Consider the following 14,722-nt stretch of genomic DNA (forward strand, 5'->3'; position numbering starts at 1 on the left):
GTCAGGCCGCCTCGTCGACCAGCAAGGCGCCGGTCGGCAACCGCCCCATGACCGAAATGGCTTGCGAGGCCGCCGTGACATCGCGCATCGGCGTCGCGTTCAGCGTGGCGACGAGCACGATCTCGTCGACCATGGCGACCAGCGGTGAGGCGTTGAGATTGTCGGCCAGCGCGCCGCCATCGACGACGACGAGTTCGAAATTGCGGCTCGCCTGGGCCAGCATATGCTGTGTGAAATAGACGCCCTGCGCCTCGGAAAAAGCAGCCTTCGGCCGACCCTTGCCCAGAAGCGCGACGTTGCTGCCGGGCGCGTATTGGCTGAGCGCTTCGAAGGCGTATTCGCCGCGCAGCACGTCGAGGAGACCTGGCTGCGGCTCCTTCTGGCTGCCGCCGGCATTGTTGGTGTCGATGAACAGGACACGGCTGCCCCTGGCAGCCGCCGCGTTGGCCAGCAGGCGCGCCACCCGGCCCCGCTGCGCGGCGTCCTCTGGCGCCGACGTCACCAGGATCGACGGTACCAGTGGCCAGTTCGGCGGACGCCGGCTGGAGGAGAACAGGCGTCTCAACGCCAGGCCGGCGACGGCGTCCATCTTCTGTCCGGCCGGCGCGGCGGCGCCGCCGAAAGGCCACCAGCGGCGGCGCGCTGATTTTGCCGGCAGCACGCCCACCACGGGCGCGTCGATGGCCGATTGCATCTGCGCGCTGGAAAGCACCGTCGGCGATGAATATTCCGCGATCAGCGCCATGCCGGTGCCGAGCCCCAGCCCGCCGAAGAACGCGCCGAACACCAGCAGCAACAGCGGCGGCCAGCTCTTCTTCAGGGCCGGCATGGCGTCGGAGATGATGCGCGCATTGGTGCTGTCGACATTGACCTGCTCGCGCGTTTCCTGCGCCCGTTGCAGATAGGTGGCATAGACGGAGCGCACCGCCTCGAGATCGCGTTGCAGTTCGCGCAGCTTGACCGAGGCCTGGTCGGTGTCGAGCGACTTGCTCTTCATGCCCGCGACCTTCGCTTCCAGCGCCTGCTGGTTGGCCAGCGCGCGCTCGTAGTCGGTTTCGGCGGCGGCGGCGATACGACCGAGTTCGCGCGCGATGAGCGCGCGCGTGTCGCGCAATTGCTGCTGGGCCGCCATCATCGAAGGATGGCGCGGCCCGAGCTCGGTGCCGAGCTGCGAAACCTGGTCGACAAGTGTCGCCTCCTGCGCCCGCAGGCTCGAAATCACCGCCGAGCGCATCGCTTCCGAGGTCGCGTCCGGCGCGCCGCCGGACCGGCGCAACTGGTCGACCTGCGCCTTCAGCGTCGCGGTGCGGCTCTGCGCGGCGGCGAGCTGCGTGTTGATCTCGGTCAGTTCCTGGTCACTGACCAGATTGCCGGCGGCCATCACCATGTTGTTGGCCGACCTGTAGGCCTCGACCGCATTCTCGGCCCGCTGGACGCGCTTGCGCTGCTCGTCCAGCCGCGCCGTGATCGAGTCGGAAGCATCCGTGGCCATCTTCGCGCGCGCGCTCGCCTGATCCGCCAGGTAAGCCTGCGCGATGGCATTGGCGAGCTTCGCCGCCTTGTCGGCGCTCTTGGCGGTAACGATCACGTCGAGGACCAGCACCTTGTCGGCCCGCTTGACCGCAAGCCGCCGGCGCAGCGCATCGAGCGTCTTGCCCGCCTTGTCGGTTTCGGCCGAGCCCGAGCCCAGCACGCCGCCGAGCAGGCGGCTCAACAACCCGCCCTGCCCGTTGAATTCCGGGTCCTCGGTCAGGTTGGTCGCCGCGATTGCCCTGAGCAGCACGCCGCTCGACTGGACGACGGCAACCTGGCTTTCCACCATGGTGATGCCGCCATCAGGCGGAACGCGGCTCGGATTGACGTCGTTGGTGACCACCTGCAGGTCCTGCGGATCGACGATGATCTCCGCCACCGAGCTGTAAAGCGCCGGCGTGAACAGTCCATAGAGCAGCGCCCCGAGGGTCAGCAGCGCGGCGGTGGCGAGGATCAGGAAACGGCGGCGCACCAGAATGCGCTTCAGGTCACCCAGCTCGACGGTCGAGGACGGATAGGACGCGGCCGGCGGTGGCTCCGGCGCATATTGCATCACCTCTGGAGCGTGTTGTTGCGGCAACGAGAGCAGGGATGATTGCAAAGGTCGCTCCGACAACACTCCATGTGCCCCAAAAGCTTAAATTGCGGCTTAAGCTTAGCTATTACTCCAACTGTTAAAACACTGTTAATTATGTTGGGAGCTCTTCTGATTTTTGGCACGGAGTTTGCGTAGCAGAGGCATGGGCCGTGTTGACAGGGCGCAAGCGAGCGGGAAACGAATGGAAATGGAGCAACATCTTCCTCCAGTCCGACCGTCGCCCACCGATCGTGCCTAAAAATCGAACACCGGCCAATACCGAACATCAGAATTCTAGGGGTGCGACATGCAGGTGAGCCTGCGCCTGAACAGCGACTGCCTCCGTGCCTTTCACCTGCTGCTGCTGCAGCGCCTGGCCGCGCTCGCCGAGGTCGCGGTCAGCGTCGACGCACGCCCAGCCGAGAGCGGCATTCCAGGCAGCGTCGCGGCACTGTTCCAGCTTGAAACGGTCATCCATGGCTTGCCCGCGGACGGACTGGCCAAGCGCCTGCCGTTGTCGGCGCTGGCACCCTACCGCACGCAGCCCGCCGCCGCGCCCGACCTCGTGCTCGACCTCTGCGGCGATGTGCGAATGGAAGGAACACGCGTCTGGCATGTGACCTATGACGGCGCCGGCGGCGAAGCGGCCCTGCTGGCGTCGATCCTCGATGGCCGGACCCCGCGGGCCTGCATCGAGGAGAACGGCGCCGTCGTCGCCGAAGGACGCCTGGGCACCGAATATGGCGGCATCGCGCTCGCCTCGTTCCAAGACATGGTGGCGCGCACGGCAAGCCTGATCCTGGCGGCGGTGACGGGCGCGGCGCGGGGCGCCCTGCCCGCCCTGCCCGCCCTGCCCGAGCCGGAGGACGGCAGGGGGCCGCCATCGCTGCCCTCGGCCGGCAAGCTCGGCGTCAGGGCGGGCAAGGCATTGGCGCGCCGCGTCGTCCAGAAGATCTACCATCTCTGCTACAACGCCCCGCACTGGAAGGTCGGCTGGCGCCAGACCGGCGGGCGGGATCTGTTCGACCTGCGCGCGCATCCGGCCTCTGGCTGGCGAGAATTGCCCGACGACGGCAGCCGCTTCTACGCCGATCCGTTCCCGATCCTTCATCAGGGACAGGTAACCCTGTTCGTCGAGGACTATATCCACCGCCTGGGCCGAGCCATCATTTCCGCCGTGCCCTTTGGTCCGTCGGGGCCAATCGGCAGTCCGGAGCCGGTGCTCGATCTGCCCTACCACCTCTCCTACCCCTTCGTCTTCGAGCGTGACGGCGAGGTTTGGATGGTTCCCGAAAGCTGCGCCAACCGGACGGTGGATCTCTACCGCGCCACGGCCTTCCCGGGCGGATGGGTCAAGGAAGCGACGCTGCTGTCCGACATCGTCGCCAGCGACGCCACCTTGGTCGAGCATGGCGGCTCGTGGTGGCTGTTCGCCACCGTCCGGGACGGTGAAGGCAGCGCCCGGGACGGCGGCGGCGCCTTCTCGGACGCGCTGCATCTGTGGTCGGCGCCGGACTTTCGCGGCCCCTGGACGCCGCATCCCAGGAATCCGGTGCTGATCGACATCGCCTCGGCGCGGCCGGCCGGACGCATGGTCGAACGCGACGGCCAGTTGCTGCGTCCGGTACAGGACTGCCGCAGGAGCTACGGCGGCGCCCTTGGCATCGCACGCGTCACTCACCTTGATTTGAACGGCATGGAGCAGCGTGTCGAGACGATCTTAACCCCCGGCGCGCTATGGAGTGGGCGTAAGCTGCACACGCTCAACGAGGCGGGCGGCCTGGAGTTCATCGACGGCTCGGCGATCGCGCCGCGCTGGAAAAGTGGTGACGGTGGTTAACCTAAACGTTTGTTACTACCGGCCACCCGCGCTGGTTGCTTGAGGTTGATTATGGTCCGGAAGATATTTTCCACCACGGATTGTGGAGACAGAAGATGACCAGCATGAAGGGCAGCGATATCACCCCCGCCCACGCTGACCCCATCGAGGTCGACGTGGCGATCGTTGGCGCCGGAATGGCCGGCACCACGCTGGCAACCGTGTTGGCAAAAGCCGGCCGCAAGGTGGCACTGATCGATCCGCACCGCGTTCATCACGACGAGTTCCGGGCCGAAAAAATCGGTACCGATCAGATACGGCTGTTCGAGAAGCTCGGCCTCGACAAAACGATCATGCGGCTCGTCACGCCGTTTGACGACATTCATGTCTTCCGCCTTGGCCAGTTGTTCGCGCGTGAGCGCAGGCCCGAATACGCATTTTCCTATGGAGCGTTGATCAACGGGCTGCGCGATGCCCTTCCCCCGCAAGTGCCGATAACGGTCGGCAAGGTCGCCGAGGTCTCGACCGGACCGGACCGGCAGCGCCTTGTGCTGAACGACGGCAGGGTCATCACGGCTCGCCTGCTGGTGGTCGCCACCGGTCACAGCGAAGCGGTGCGGCGCGCCATCGGCGTCGAGCGGGTCGAGCAATCGAAAGCTCATTCGCTGTCGATGGGTTTCGACCTCGCCATTCCGCCGCGCAAATGCGGCTACCAGGCCGTCACCTGCTACGGCAGGCGGGCCAGCGACCGCGTCGCCTACATCACCGTCTTTCCTCTCGGCGACAAGATGCGGGCCAACATGTTCGTCTATCGCACCGTGGCCGAACAATGGACGAGGGACTTTCGGGCCAATCCGCAGAAAATGCTTTGCGAATTGATGCCTGAAATATCGGCGCAATGCGGCAACTTCGCTGTCTCAAGTCCCGTCGAGGTCCGGCAGATCAACCTGACCACGACGCAAGGCCATCGCCGCGACGGGGTCGTCTTCATCGGTGACGCGTTCTGGACGACATGCCCGACGCCGGGCGTCGGCATAGGGCGGGTCATGATCGACGTCGATCAGCTCCATTCCGTTCACATTCCACGCTGGCTGGAAACGCCAGGCATGGCGGCGGACAAGATCGCCGCTTTCTATGACGATCCGGTCAAGCGGGCCTCCGATGAGGCCGGCATGCGTGTGAGTGTCTATGCCAGGCGGATCACCACCGAAACCGGGCTGGAATGGCGCGCGCGGCGCCTGCGCAACAATACGGCACGCAGGCTGATGATCATCGGCCGCAAGGTGCGCCATTTGGGAATGCGGAGGGAACCGGGCATGGCGTGAGGGGTCTCCCACCCTTCATCGTCATCGTGGTTCTGTCCTGAGGGCCGTACCTCTAACCTGGCTCCACCCCTCCCGGAGAAGGAAACCGCTGGAGCGCTTCACCGGGACAGCGACATCGCGCTCAAAAAGCAGATCCAGTGCCGTTCGGTGGGAACAAGCGGCTTGCCGACAGGTTATTCCCGCAGGAGATCCTGTCATGGTCAAGAATATCGACCGCGCGTTGCAGGATGCTATTCTGGCAATGCGCATTCTTCGCAAATCCATCATTGATCATGGGCATATGGAAGCCATGGCCGAATTTGACGGCTTGATGAGCGTGACCATATCGGAGGCCGAGCGCCAACTCACCAGTTGGCAGGCCGGTCATCGCGCCGAGCGATCGGACCACGCAGAATCCTGACGCGATCTCAAAGCTCCCACCCAACGGAACCTTGCCGAACGGCGTTGGTTTCATGGAATGCGACACGCTGCCGGAGGACAAAGTGGCCCGATTGGTCGACAAGCATAAGCTTGAGAGAGCCGATCGCGAGTCGCGGCTCATCCTCGACGCCGAACGGCAGGCCCGCGACGCAAAGACCGAGCGCCTTCGCAAGCAGCGGCTGTCCGCCGAGCCAAGCGGCGAGCGACAGAAGCCCGCACCGCCGAAGCGGCGTGGGTGACGGCCTGCTCGTTCGCAAAGGCAAAAGGCCCGATCGGTCGATCGCGCCTTTGTTCGACCGGCGAATGCACTAGCCGATTCAGAGCGTGGTCGGTAACCCTGAAGATCCGCTGAGAGCAGTGACGGCCGAAAGCCGTTCGCGCTTCTGCCAGGTTGGCTTCTCGTATTTCTTCACCAGCCATCTCCCCTGTTGGAAACCGCAGAGAAGACCGGCTTCGCCGCCAATGTCAATCGTACCAGGACGGCCGTGGTGATTGTTCGAAACGCCCCGCGCCGGGTGAATTGGTCTACCGTGCTTTCAAATCCGCCGGCACGGGATAGATTTAGGATCGAGAAAGCGCCACAAGCCGCCTGGGAGGACTTTGCCATGTCAGACACCGCCTTGCCACTGGTGATCAGCGCGCCCGAGCCGCGCACGCTCGAACTGATTTTCACGCCGCCGCAGCTGGCGCGCCTCAAGGCGCATTATCGCATCGTCGAGACGACGCCCGACGGCGTGGCGCGGCTGCCGGCCGAGGTGCTGGCCGAGGCCCGCTACATCGTCGGCCAGCCGCCGATCTCGCCGCGGACGCTTGAGGCGATGAAGGCGCTGCGCTGCGTCTTCAATGTCGAGAGCAACCTCCTCGACAACATGCCCTACGAAACACTGTTCGCACGGGGTATCCATGTCGTCACGACGGGCCTGGTCTTCGCCGAGCCGGTAGCCGAGCTCGGCCTGGCCATGGCGCTCAACCTTGCCCGCGGCATCGTCGATGCCGATCTTGCTTTCCGCAAAGGCGAGGAACTGTGGGGCGGCGACGGCAACCAGACGGCGCGGCTGCTTTCAGGAGCCGATGTCGGCATCATCGGCTTCGGCGATCTCGGCCGCGCCCTCAACCGCCTGCTGTCGGGCTTCCGCACCCACACGAAGGTGTTCGACCCCTGGCTGCCGCCGTCGATCCTGAGGGAAAACGGCGTCGAGCCGGCCTCGCTGGACGAGGTGCTGTCATCAAGCGACTTCGTCTTCGTCGTCGCCTCGGTAACCTCCGAGAACCAGGGGTTTCTGGGCGCCGATGCTTTTGGCAGGATGCGCAAGGGAGCCGCCTTCATCCTGCTCAGCCGTGCCGGCGTGGTCGATTTCCCCGCCTTGATGGCGGCTGTGAAGAGCGGCCACATCCTTGCCGCCAGCGATGTCTTTCCCGAGGAGCCGCTGGCAGTCGACCATCCCGTGCGCGCGCTGCCCGGCTTCCTGCGCTCCGCCCATCGCGCCGGCGCCCTCGACATCGCCTTCAAACGCATGGGCGACATGGTGCTGGAGGACATGGACCTGATCGACCGTGGCCTGCCGCCGCTGCGCTCCAAACGCGCCGAGCGCGAGACGGTGTCGAGGATGCGTTCGAAGCCGTCCGACAGGAATTGAGCAACCGCGCGGGTGTGCTCAACCGCATAGGCGGGTTTTGTACCAAACCGTACGCTGAATCCCCTTTGAGATGCACCTTCGGAGGCGTAAAAAACAACCTCAGGGAGGTAGCGATGGTTGGAAGCCATATAGAGGTGGCGCGGGCAGCTATCGAAGCCAGCTTCCTGCTACGACATCGTTCCATTGCTGGAAACATCGCCTTTCGCCGCGAAATGGACCATTCCAGGCGCGCGATCGCGCAATCGCGCGAGCTTCTGAAACGCCTTCGCCAACGCCAGCGCGATGGCAACAGTCGAGCCTGGGAAGCTACAGACCCGGTTCCTTTTGCCGTCTCAGCGTTCGATGCCGACATTCTGCGCGCTGTGTTTCGAGATCTGGTCTCCGAAGCGAACGTGCCCGAGTGTCAATGGCGCGATCTGGCCAAAAGCCTGGTTCACGAGTTTACCGGCTGCGAGCTGGTCGAGACCGGCTTGATAGAATGGCTCATCCACAAATAGTGACCCGCAAAGGTCCGTGAGCCCGTCTCCCAGAGATGCCCGCGCTTCCTGATGGAACGATCGCGCCGCCGGCTGGTTTTGCAAATGGCCGGGCGGTGGGAAGCCCGGCGTACTCGGAAGGCCCGTCACGAGTCGCGTCGGTGGCGGGCCTTTCCATGTCCAGCAGCGATATTGGCCGAAGGTCCCATTCGTGGCCGTGCAGTGGGCGCCCTTCTCCGAACCGGTCCTGGTCGGCCAGGCCTTCGTGCTGACCGGAGCGGGGCAGGCCTGCCTGCCGGTCATCATGCGCCAGCAAGTCGGCAGGATCAGCCTGCGCCACGCGATGCGGATGTGCGGCGTCGTCAGCCTCGACCAGCTTGTGGCCAGCCTCGCGCGCGAACGCTAGAGTGGTCTGGGCCAATGACGATTTGGCCGGGCCAGCAAGAGGATCGCGATGCTCAACACGGTCGACTATGGCGGCAAGGAAGCCGATATCGTCCATGCGCTGGAGGAAGACATCATCTTTGGCCGGCTGGCGCCCGGCACGCGGCTGGTCGAGGACGTGCTGCTGGCCCGCTTCCCGGTCTCGCGCCACACCATCCGCCAGGCCCTCTACCAGCTGGAAAGGCTTGGCGTCGCCACGCGCGAGCGCAACAAGGGCGCCACGGTGCGCCGGCTCGCCCCCGAGGAAGTCCGCCAGATATATGAGGTGCGCGAGATGCTGCAGCGCCAGGCCGCGCTGATGATCCGGCTGCCGGCGAGCGAGGCGCTGATCGCCGAGCTGATCGAGATCCACCGCGTCTACAGCACCCATGTCGACGCCGGCTACCTCAGAGGCATCCATGAGGCCAACGACCGCTTCCACCTCACCATGTTCTCGGCCTGCGGCAACGCCTATCTCGTGTCCTCGATCGAGCACTATATGCGCCTCAGCCTGCCGGTACGGGCGAATTCGCTGGCCGACCGGGACAAGCTCGAAATCTCGCGCCAGCATCATCTGATGATGATCGAGGCGCTGAAGCGCAGCGACAATTGGGTGCTGGCGCAGCTCTGTGTCGATCACCTGCAGCCGAGCAAGGCGTTTTATCTCAGGGAGGTCGAGATGGGACCGGGGGGCCGCGACGCCGGCCAAGGATGATGATGGGCAGCGCCGGGGACAGGTGACGCGCTGCCGCGCCATTCTATCTGACCTTGATGACGACCTTGCCTTTTGCCCGTCCGGTCCCGACATAGGCCAATGCTTCGTTGGTCTGTTCGAATGGGAAGACCCGATCGACGACGGGGCGTACGGCGCCGGATTCGATGAGCGACGTGATCTTGCCCAGCTGGTCGCCCTGCGCCCACATGAACAGGAACGAATAGTCGACACCGGCGCGTTTTGCCTTGCGGCGTATGCCACGGCTCAGCAGGCCCACGATCAGCCTCAGGACGATATTGAGGCCTTGTTTCCTGGCAAAATCGGAATCCGGGGGACCGGAGATGGAGATCAGCTTGCCGCCCGGCTTCAGAACGCGCAGCGATTTTTCGAGCGTCTTGGCGTCCTGGCTGTTCAGGATAACGTCGTAGCCCTGCAGGACGTTTTCGAAATCGTCCTTCTTGTAATCGACGACGATATCGGCGCCGAGACTTTTGACCAGATCGGTGCTCGCCGCGCTCGCTGTTGTCGCGACCGTCGCGCCGAGATGCTTCGCCAGCTGGATGGCGAAGGTCCCCACCCCGCCGGAACCGGCCTGGATGAAGACTTTCTGCCCCTTCCTCAGTTTGGCTTTCTCGACCAGCACCTGCCAGGCAGTCAGGCCGACGAGCGGGATCGAGGCGGCCTCTTCCATGCTGAGGTTTTTTGGCTTCAGGGCCACGTCGGCTTCGTTCATGGCTATGGATTGCGCGAATGTCCCGATCCGGCCATCGCGCGGCCGGGCATAGACTTCGTCGCCTGGCTTGAAGCCGCGGACTTTCGATCCGACCCGCACGACGATCCCTGCCACGTCGTGGCCCAGAATGAAGGGCGGGCGATAGGGCAGGATGGGTTTGAACTCTCCGTCCCGGACTTTGGCATCCAGGAGGTTCACGGCGGCGGCATGAATCTCGACCAGGACATCATCGTCCCGCGGATCCGGCTCCGGCATTTCGGCCAGCCGCAGGGCGCCCTTCTTCTGATATTTGTCGACGACAAAGGCTTTCATCATGGTCACTTTCTGAAAATCGTTTGCTCAGGCAGGCAAGCGGAACTGCTTGCGCAAGGTCTTGTCGAACATCCCGGCGGGCGCGAAGCGACGCAGCAGGCTGACCTGCCGGGCCGCCTTGCCCGCGGTGTAGCGCCGGCGCGGCTGGCTGGCGGTCGCCGCTTTGACGACCACATCCGCCACCACTTCCGGCCGATCGGCTTTGGGCATCACATCGGCAAGCAACGCCTTGAAGCCGGCTCGCGCCCGATCGTATTCCTTCAGCACGGAATCCGGTTCTATTCCATTCTGGTCGAAGACGGTGCGCACGAATGCCGGCTCGATGACCGAGACGCGAATATTGAAGGCACGAATCTCATGATCGAGCGATTCCGAATAACCTTCGAGCGCGTGCTTGACCGCGGAGTAATGCGCCGAATATGGCGCGGGTACCAATCCCAGGATCGAGCCGATATTTATGATGCGTCCTACGCCCTGCCGCCGCATCGACGGCAACACCGCATTGGTCACGCGCATGACGCCGAACAGATTGACGTCGAACAGCGCCTGCACCTGCGAGATCGAGGATTCTTCGGCTCCTCCAAACATGCCGACGCCGGCATTGTTGACCAGCAGATCGATGCGGCCGGTCCGCGCGTGTATGGTTGAAACGAGTGCATCGATGGCCTTGTCGTCGGTCACATCGCAAACCAGCATGGTTACTCCGTTCGGGCTGTCGCCGAGCTTGCGGCGGCTTGTGCCGAACACGGTAAATCCCGCTCGCGCCAGCGCTTCCGCGCTGGCGCGGCCGATGCTCGAGGAGGCTCCCGTGACGAGCGCGGTCTTTCCCGAATTCCTGTTCATTTGGTGCTCCAAAATCATGAGGGCTAGCTTTTTCGCCTCGTTAGAATTATGCTCGTAATATCATATTACACTCATAATGCAATAGAAGAAAGGAATCGCAGCCATGCGCTATGAAAAAGGCCGGAAGGACGCCTCGCGCAGCCGGATCATGGAGGTTGCCGCCAACCGTTTTCGCGGTGACGGTATCGCCGCGTCCGGGCTCGCAACCATCATGAAAGACGCCGGCCTGACCAACGGGGCCTTCTATCCGCACTTTCAATCCAAGGCGGCGCTTGTCCGTGAAACCGTGGCAGCGGCCTTGGAGGATCAGTCGGACCAGATCCGCGAAGCTTTGGCTGCCGGCGGCCTGGATATGGCCATCGACGCTTATCTGTCGACGGCACACCGGGATAATCCGGGACAGGGCTGCGCGTCCGCCGCATTGCTGCCGGAGATCGCACGCGAGCCTTCCGAAACACGTCAACTCTACACCGAGCGCTTGCTGACCCAGGTGCGCCAGGTGGCGGCGGAACTGCCGCCGCGGACCCGGAATCGGGAAAGCGTTGCGCTGGGCATCTTTGCGACCCTTATCGGCGCCCTTCAGATGGCCCGCGCCGTGGACGGAACGGAACTCTCGGAACGCATCCTGGCGGCAGGGGCAGACGCGGCGCGCACGCTGATCCAGCGGGATAGCGAGGCTTCCTCCTAGGTTCGAGCGAAGTTGTAGGCTCAGACGAAGTCAGCAAGGTGCCGGCAAGCTGATCTTGGCTCTCGTAGCAGAGGCGCTTGACGGTCGCTGGGCGCTGAAACTTTCCGCAAGCCGGCCTCGTTGCTGCGCAATCGCTTCCTGAGGCGATGACAAGTCCCTCCAATCAATGCCTCGCTGGCTGCGCCCGCGAGGCCTTTTTTGTGCGGCGACAAGGCCGTCCTGCCGGAACCCGGAACCATCCGCGAGCCGCGAAGTTGTCCAGACGACCTGAAGCCTGGTCGTCCAGCGTCAGCGGCGATGAGCGGCAGCGGGGAAGATTGCTGAAAACCAAGCAGTCGCCTGGAGCCGTGGCTCGCGTTCCAAATATTGCAAATATTTCTAAGGCTAGACAGAACACATTTTGGCGGAATTAGGGAATCTTGGTCTGATAAACCGGAACTTTCGGGCAAACTGTTTCGTTATAACCTTGATCGTTGCTTCGACGATCACAAAGCAACAGGGAAGGATCCAGTCATGAACATCAAGATGATCTGTCTTGGCGCGATGGCGCTTTCGATGGCCACCGGTTCGGCTCTCGCGGGAGGCAGCACGGGAACATCCGCTCTCGACGATCCTGCCAAGATGAAGCCGTTCTACACGGACTCAGGCATGAAGAAGATGGTCGGCAATGATGACTTCGTCAAAGCCTGGAAGGCCCTCACGCCCGAGGACCAGACCGCCATGAAGACCGCCTGCGCCGACGAGGCCAAGAACGCCAACCCGACCAACACGCATCCGGAGTTCTGCAGCAGCGTGAAATTGAACGGCGGCAGTTGATAATGCGCCGCAGCCGTGAAAACAGCCCCGTTCGCGGGGCTGTTTTCGTGACCGCCGTGCTTTGCCCTGCCGCTACTCATTCGGCCCCCACTCCAAGTGCCTGACCCCACGAGTTTTTGCCTCGATCAACACATTTCCGCTTTTTTCAAGAAGAGGAAAAAACAGCGTCCTTGCTCTGGCCATGTTGCACTGCGAAATATATGCTGCATTGCAATATCGGCTACCCGGCCGGACAGGTGACGGCTGGGCGCAAACGAAGGAGCTGTCGTGGCGGCATCGTTTCGGCCTGACATACAGGGCTTGCGCGCGCTGGCGGTTGGCGGCGTCGTCGCCTACCATTTTGGCCTCACGGCGCTGCCTGGCGGCTTTGCCGGGGTCGACATCTTCTTTGTCATTTCCGGCTGGCTGATCACCACGCATCTGATGCAGGAGATCACCGAGACCGGCCGGCTCGACCTCTGGCGCTTCTATGCCAGGCGCGCACGGCGCCTTCTGCCGGCCGCCATCTTCGTCATCCTGATCACGCTCGCCATCGGCACCTTCATCATGGCGCCGCAGGAACAGGCGCTCTATTCGCGCGGCGCCATGTATGCCGCGGCCTATACCATCAATCTGTGGCTGCTGCGCTGGTCGTTCGACTATTTCGCCGCCGATGCCTTGAGCAACCCCTTCATCCACTTCTGGTCGCTGTCGGTGGAGGAGCAGTTCTATCTCGTCTGGCCGGCACTGCTTGTCTTCGCCGCCTGGTTGCATCGGGGCCGGCGCATGACGGTGGTCGTGATCGGTACCGTCGGCCTCGCCTCCTTCGCGGCTTGTCTCTGGCTCACCAGTCTCTCGCCGGCCTGGGCTTTCTATTTCTCGCCGCTGCGGGCCTGGGAATTCGCCGCCGGCGGCCTGGCGACCTTTGCCGCGCCAATCTTGTGGCGGCATCAATCCTGGCTGCGGGCGGCACAGGGATGGTTGGGCTTGGCGCTGATCGCCGTCGCCTATCTCTGTTTGAGCGAAGACCTGCCCTTCCCCGGCTGGTACGCGCTGCTGCCGGTTGCCGGCTCCGTGCTGGTGCTGTTGAACGGCGCCGGCGAGCAGGGCGATGCCCCGGCCAGGACTCGCTGGCGGGCCTTGGCGCCCGCCGCCATGCTCTCGCTGCCGCCCTTGCAGTGGGTCGGCACGCTCTCCTATTCGCTCTATCTCTGGCATTGGCCCGTCATCGTCTATGCCACCATGCTGCAGCCCGACCTCGGCGTGGCGCAGCGCATCGGCTGCGCCGTGCTGGCGCTGGCGCTGGCGTCGGCCACCTACCGGCTGATCGAAAACCCCGCGCGGCGCGGCGACTGGCTGGCGGCGACAGCCAGGGCCTTTCGCTTCGACGCCAGCCCGGCCGCAGGACCGCTTCGGCTTTTCCCCGGGCTTGCCCTCGCCCCGGCCCTCGTGCTGACCGCCGCCGGCGTGGCTGCGGCCTACGCCAACGCGCATCTGGCCACGCGCAACATCGACCCCACCCAGCGCGGCATCGAAGAGGCCGCCGAACAGCCGTCCATCGCGCGCGCCGTCGACAAGGACTGCCTGCTCGATTTTCACACGGTGGAGCCGAAACCTTGCACCTTCGGGCCGGCCGACGCCGCCCACACCATCGTGCTGTTCGGCGATTCGCATGCCGACCACTGGTCGACGCCGCTGGTCGAGGCAGCAAAACGCAACGACACCAAAGTGATCACCTACCTCAAATCCTCGTGCCGCGCTTCACGCCTGTCGACCTTCAACGCCGTGCTCAAGCGCGACTACACCGAATGCGACGCCTGGCGCGAACAGGCGATTTCAGACATTATCCGCAGCAAGCCGCGCCTGGTGGTGATCTCGGAATTCTCGATCGGCAATCTGACACGCGACATGTCCGCCGCCAGCCGCAAGGCCGAGATAGCTCGCTGGCAGGCTGGCCTGCGCTCCACCTTGGAGGCCTTCAGCCAGGCCGGCGTCGAGGCCGCCGTCATCCGCGACACGCCGATCGGCGACAGCTTCGCGAACGCCTGCGTCGCCCGCGCGCTGTGGTGGCGCGAGGCGCCGTCGCTGTGCGACACGCCGAGGGCCGAGGCCGCCAATGACGACGTGGCCGCCGCCGAGCGCGCGGTGGTGAAAAGCATCCCCGACACGCTCTATGTCGACCTCACCGACCGCTTCTGCGGCCCGACCGAATGCCACGTCTTCATCGACGGCAAACTCGCCTTCCGCGACAGGCATCATCTGGCGACGGCCTTTGCCGAGACACTGGCAGCACCGCTGGAAAAGGCGCTGTTCTAGAGGGTTTCCTTTCTCCTGCGGAAGAAAGAAGAGGCGCCCGCTTACTCGGCCCCCGTTGCATCCAGGGGAAATGGACAGCGGCGGCCAAGGTTCAAAACGCGCCCCACCAT

Annotated in this window: 14 protein-coding genes; 11 read left to right on the forward strand and 3 right to left on the reverse strand. The window is 64.1% G+C overall.

Going from position 1 to position 14,722, the window contains the following annotated elements; genetic code table 11:
* Position 1 precedes the first annotated feature (1 nt).
* Positions 2-2,134, reverse strand: a complete 2,133-nt coding sequence (locus tag LB571_RS19340) for a GumC family protein (RefSeq protein WP_140617920.1) — start codon at positions 2,132-2,134, stop codon at positions 2-4.
* A 283-nt stretch (positions 2,135-2,417) separates the two neighbouring features.
* On the opposite strand from LB571_RS19340, the gene LB571_RS19345 reads away from it, so the two are divergent.
* From LB571_RS19345 to LB571_RS19380, 8 genes are all read left to right on the forward strand, one after another.
* Positions 2,418-3,950 (forward strand): formyl transferase, encoded by a 1,533-nt coding sequence (locus LB571_RS19345; RefSeq protein ID WP_224596959.1) that lies wholly within the window; start codon positions 2,418-2,420, stop codon positions 3,948-3,950.
* Between the two features lie 95 nt (positions 3,951-4,045).
* Positions 4,046-5,254 carry an FAD-dependent oxidoreductase gene (locus LB571_RS19350; RefSeq protein ID WP_224596961.1) on the forward strand — a complete coding sequence of 403 codons (1,209 nt, stop codon included), beginning with the start codon at positions 4,046-4,048 and terminating at the stop codon, positions 5,252-5,254.
* A gap of 196 nt (positions 5,255-5,450) precedes the next feature.
* A complete protein-coding gene (locus LB571_RS19355; protein WP_015316833.1) occupies positions 5,451-5,654 on the forward strand; it encodes a hypothetical protein in 204 nt (67 codons plus the stop codon).
* Between the two features lie 52 nt (positions 5,655-5,706).
* The gene (locus LB571_RS19360; RefSeq protein ID WP_041163398.1) at positions 5,707-5,913 is read left to right on the forward strand and encodes a hypothetical protein; all 207 of its coding nucleotides are present in this window, start codon (positions 5,707-5,709) and stop codon (positions 5,911-5,913) included.
* Between the two features lie 366 nt (positions 5,914-6,279).
* The gene (locus LB571_RS19365) at positions 6,280-7,311 is read left to right on the forward strand and encodes a hydroxyacid dehydrogenase (protein ID WP_015316831.1); all 1,032 of its coding nucleotides are present in this window, start codon (positions 6,280-6,282) and stop codon (positions 7,309-7,311) included.
* Positions 7,312-7,424: 113 nt separating this feature from the next.
* Positions 7,425-7,808 carry an FAD-dependent oxidoreductase gene (locus LB571_RS19370; protein WP_224596976.1) on the forward strand — a complete coding sequence of 128 codons (384 nt, stop codon included), beginning with the start codon at positions 7,425-7,427 and terminating at the stop codon, positions 7,806-7,808.
* Positions 7,809-7,998: 190 nt separating this feature from the next.
* Positions 7,999-8,193, forward strand: coding sequence for a hypothetical protein (locus tag LB571_RS19375; RefSeq protein WP_224596980.1), 195 nt, complete (start codon positions 7,999-8,001; stop codon positions 8,191-8,193).
* 48 nt (positions 8,194-8,241) lie between these two features.
* Positions 8,242-8,925, forward strand: a complete 684-nt coding sequence (locus LB571_RS19380; RefSeq protein ID WP_140716475.1) for a GntR family transcriptional regulator — start codon at positions 8,242-8,244, stop codon at positions 8,923-8,925.
* 43 nt (positions 8,926-8,968) lie between these two features.
* On the opposite strand, the gene LB571_RS19385 is transcribed toward LB571_RS19380, so the two are convergent.
* The gene (locus LB571_RS19385) at positions 8,969-9,970 is read right to left on the reverse strand and encodes an NADP-dependent oxidoreductase (protein WP_224597197.1); all 1,002 of its coding nucleotides are present in this window, start codon (positions 9,968-9,970) and stop codon (positions 8,969-8,971) included.
* 27 nt (positions 9,971-9,997) lie between these two features.
* Positions 9,998-10,813 (reverse strand): oxidoreductase, encoded by an 816-nt coding sequence (locus tag LB571_RS19390; RefSeq protein ID WP_224596982.1) that lies wholly within the window; start codon positions 10,811-10,813, stop codon positions 9,998-10,000.
* Between the two features lie 103 nt (positions 10,814-10,916).
* On the opposite strand from LB571_RS19390, the gene LB571_RS19395 reads away from it, so the two are divergent.
* The 3 genes from LB571_RS19395 (at position 10,917) to LB571_RS19405 (ending at position 14,612) form a co-directional block, all read left to right on the forward strand.
* The gene (locus tag LB571_RS19395) at positions 10,917-11,501 is read left to right on the forward strand and encodes a TetR/AcrR family transcriptional regulator (RefSeq protein WP_140663505.1); all 585 of its coding nucleotides are present in this window, start codon (positions 10,917-10,919) and stop codon (positions 11,499-11,501) included.
* A 513-nt stretch (positions 11,502-12,014) separates the two neighbouring features.
* Positions 12,015-12,317 carry a hypothetical protein gene (locus LB571_RS19400; RefSeq protein ID WP_015316825.1) on the forward strand — a complete coding sequence of 101 codons (303 nt, stop codon included), beginning with the start codon at positions 12,015-12,017 and terminating at the stop codon, positions 12,315-12,317.
* Between the two features lie 267 nt (positions 12,318-12,584).
* Positions 12,585-14,612, forward strand: a complete 2,028-nt coding sequence (locus tag LB571_RS19405) for an acyltransferase family protein (RefSeq protein ID WP_224596985.1) — start codon at positions 12,585-12,587, stop codon at positions 14,610-14,612.
* The last annotated feature ends 110 nt before the right edge of the window (positions 14,613-14,722 follow it).

It is taken from the genome of Mesorhizobium sp. BR1-1-4, from assembly GCF_020165375.1.
Taxonomy (GTDB): domain Bacteria; phylum Pseudomonadota; class Alphaproteobacteria; order Rhizobiales; family Rhizobiaceae; genus Mesorhizobium; species Mesorhizobium australicum.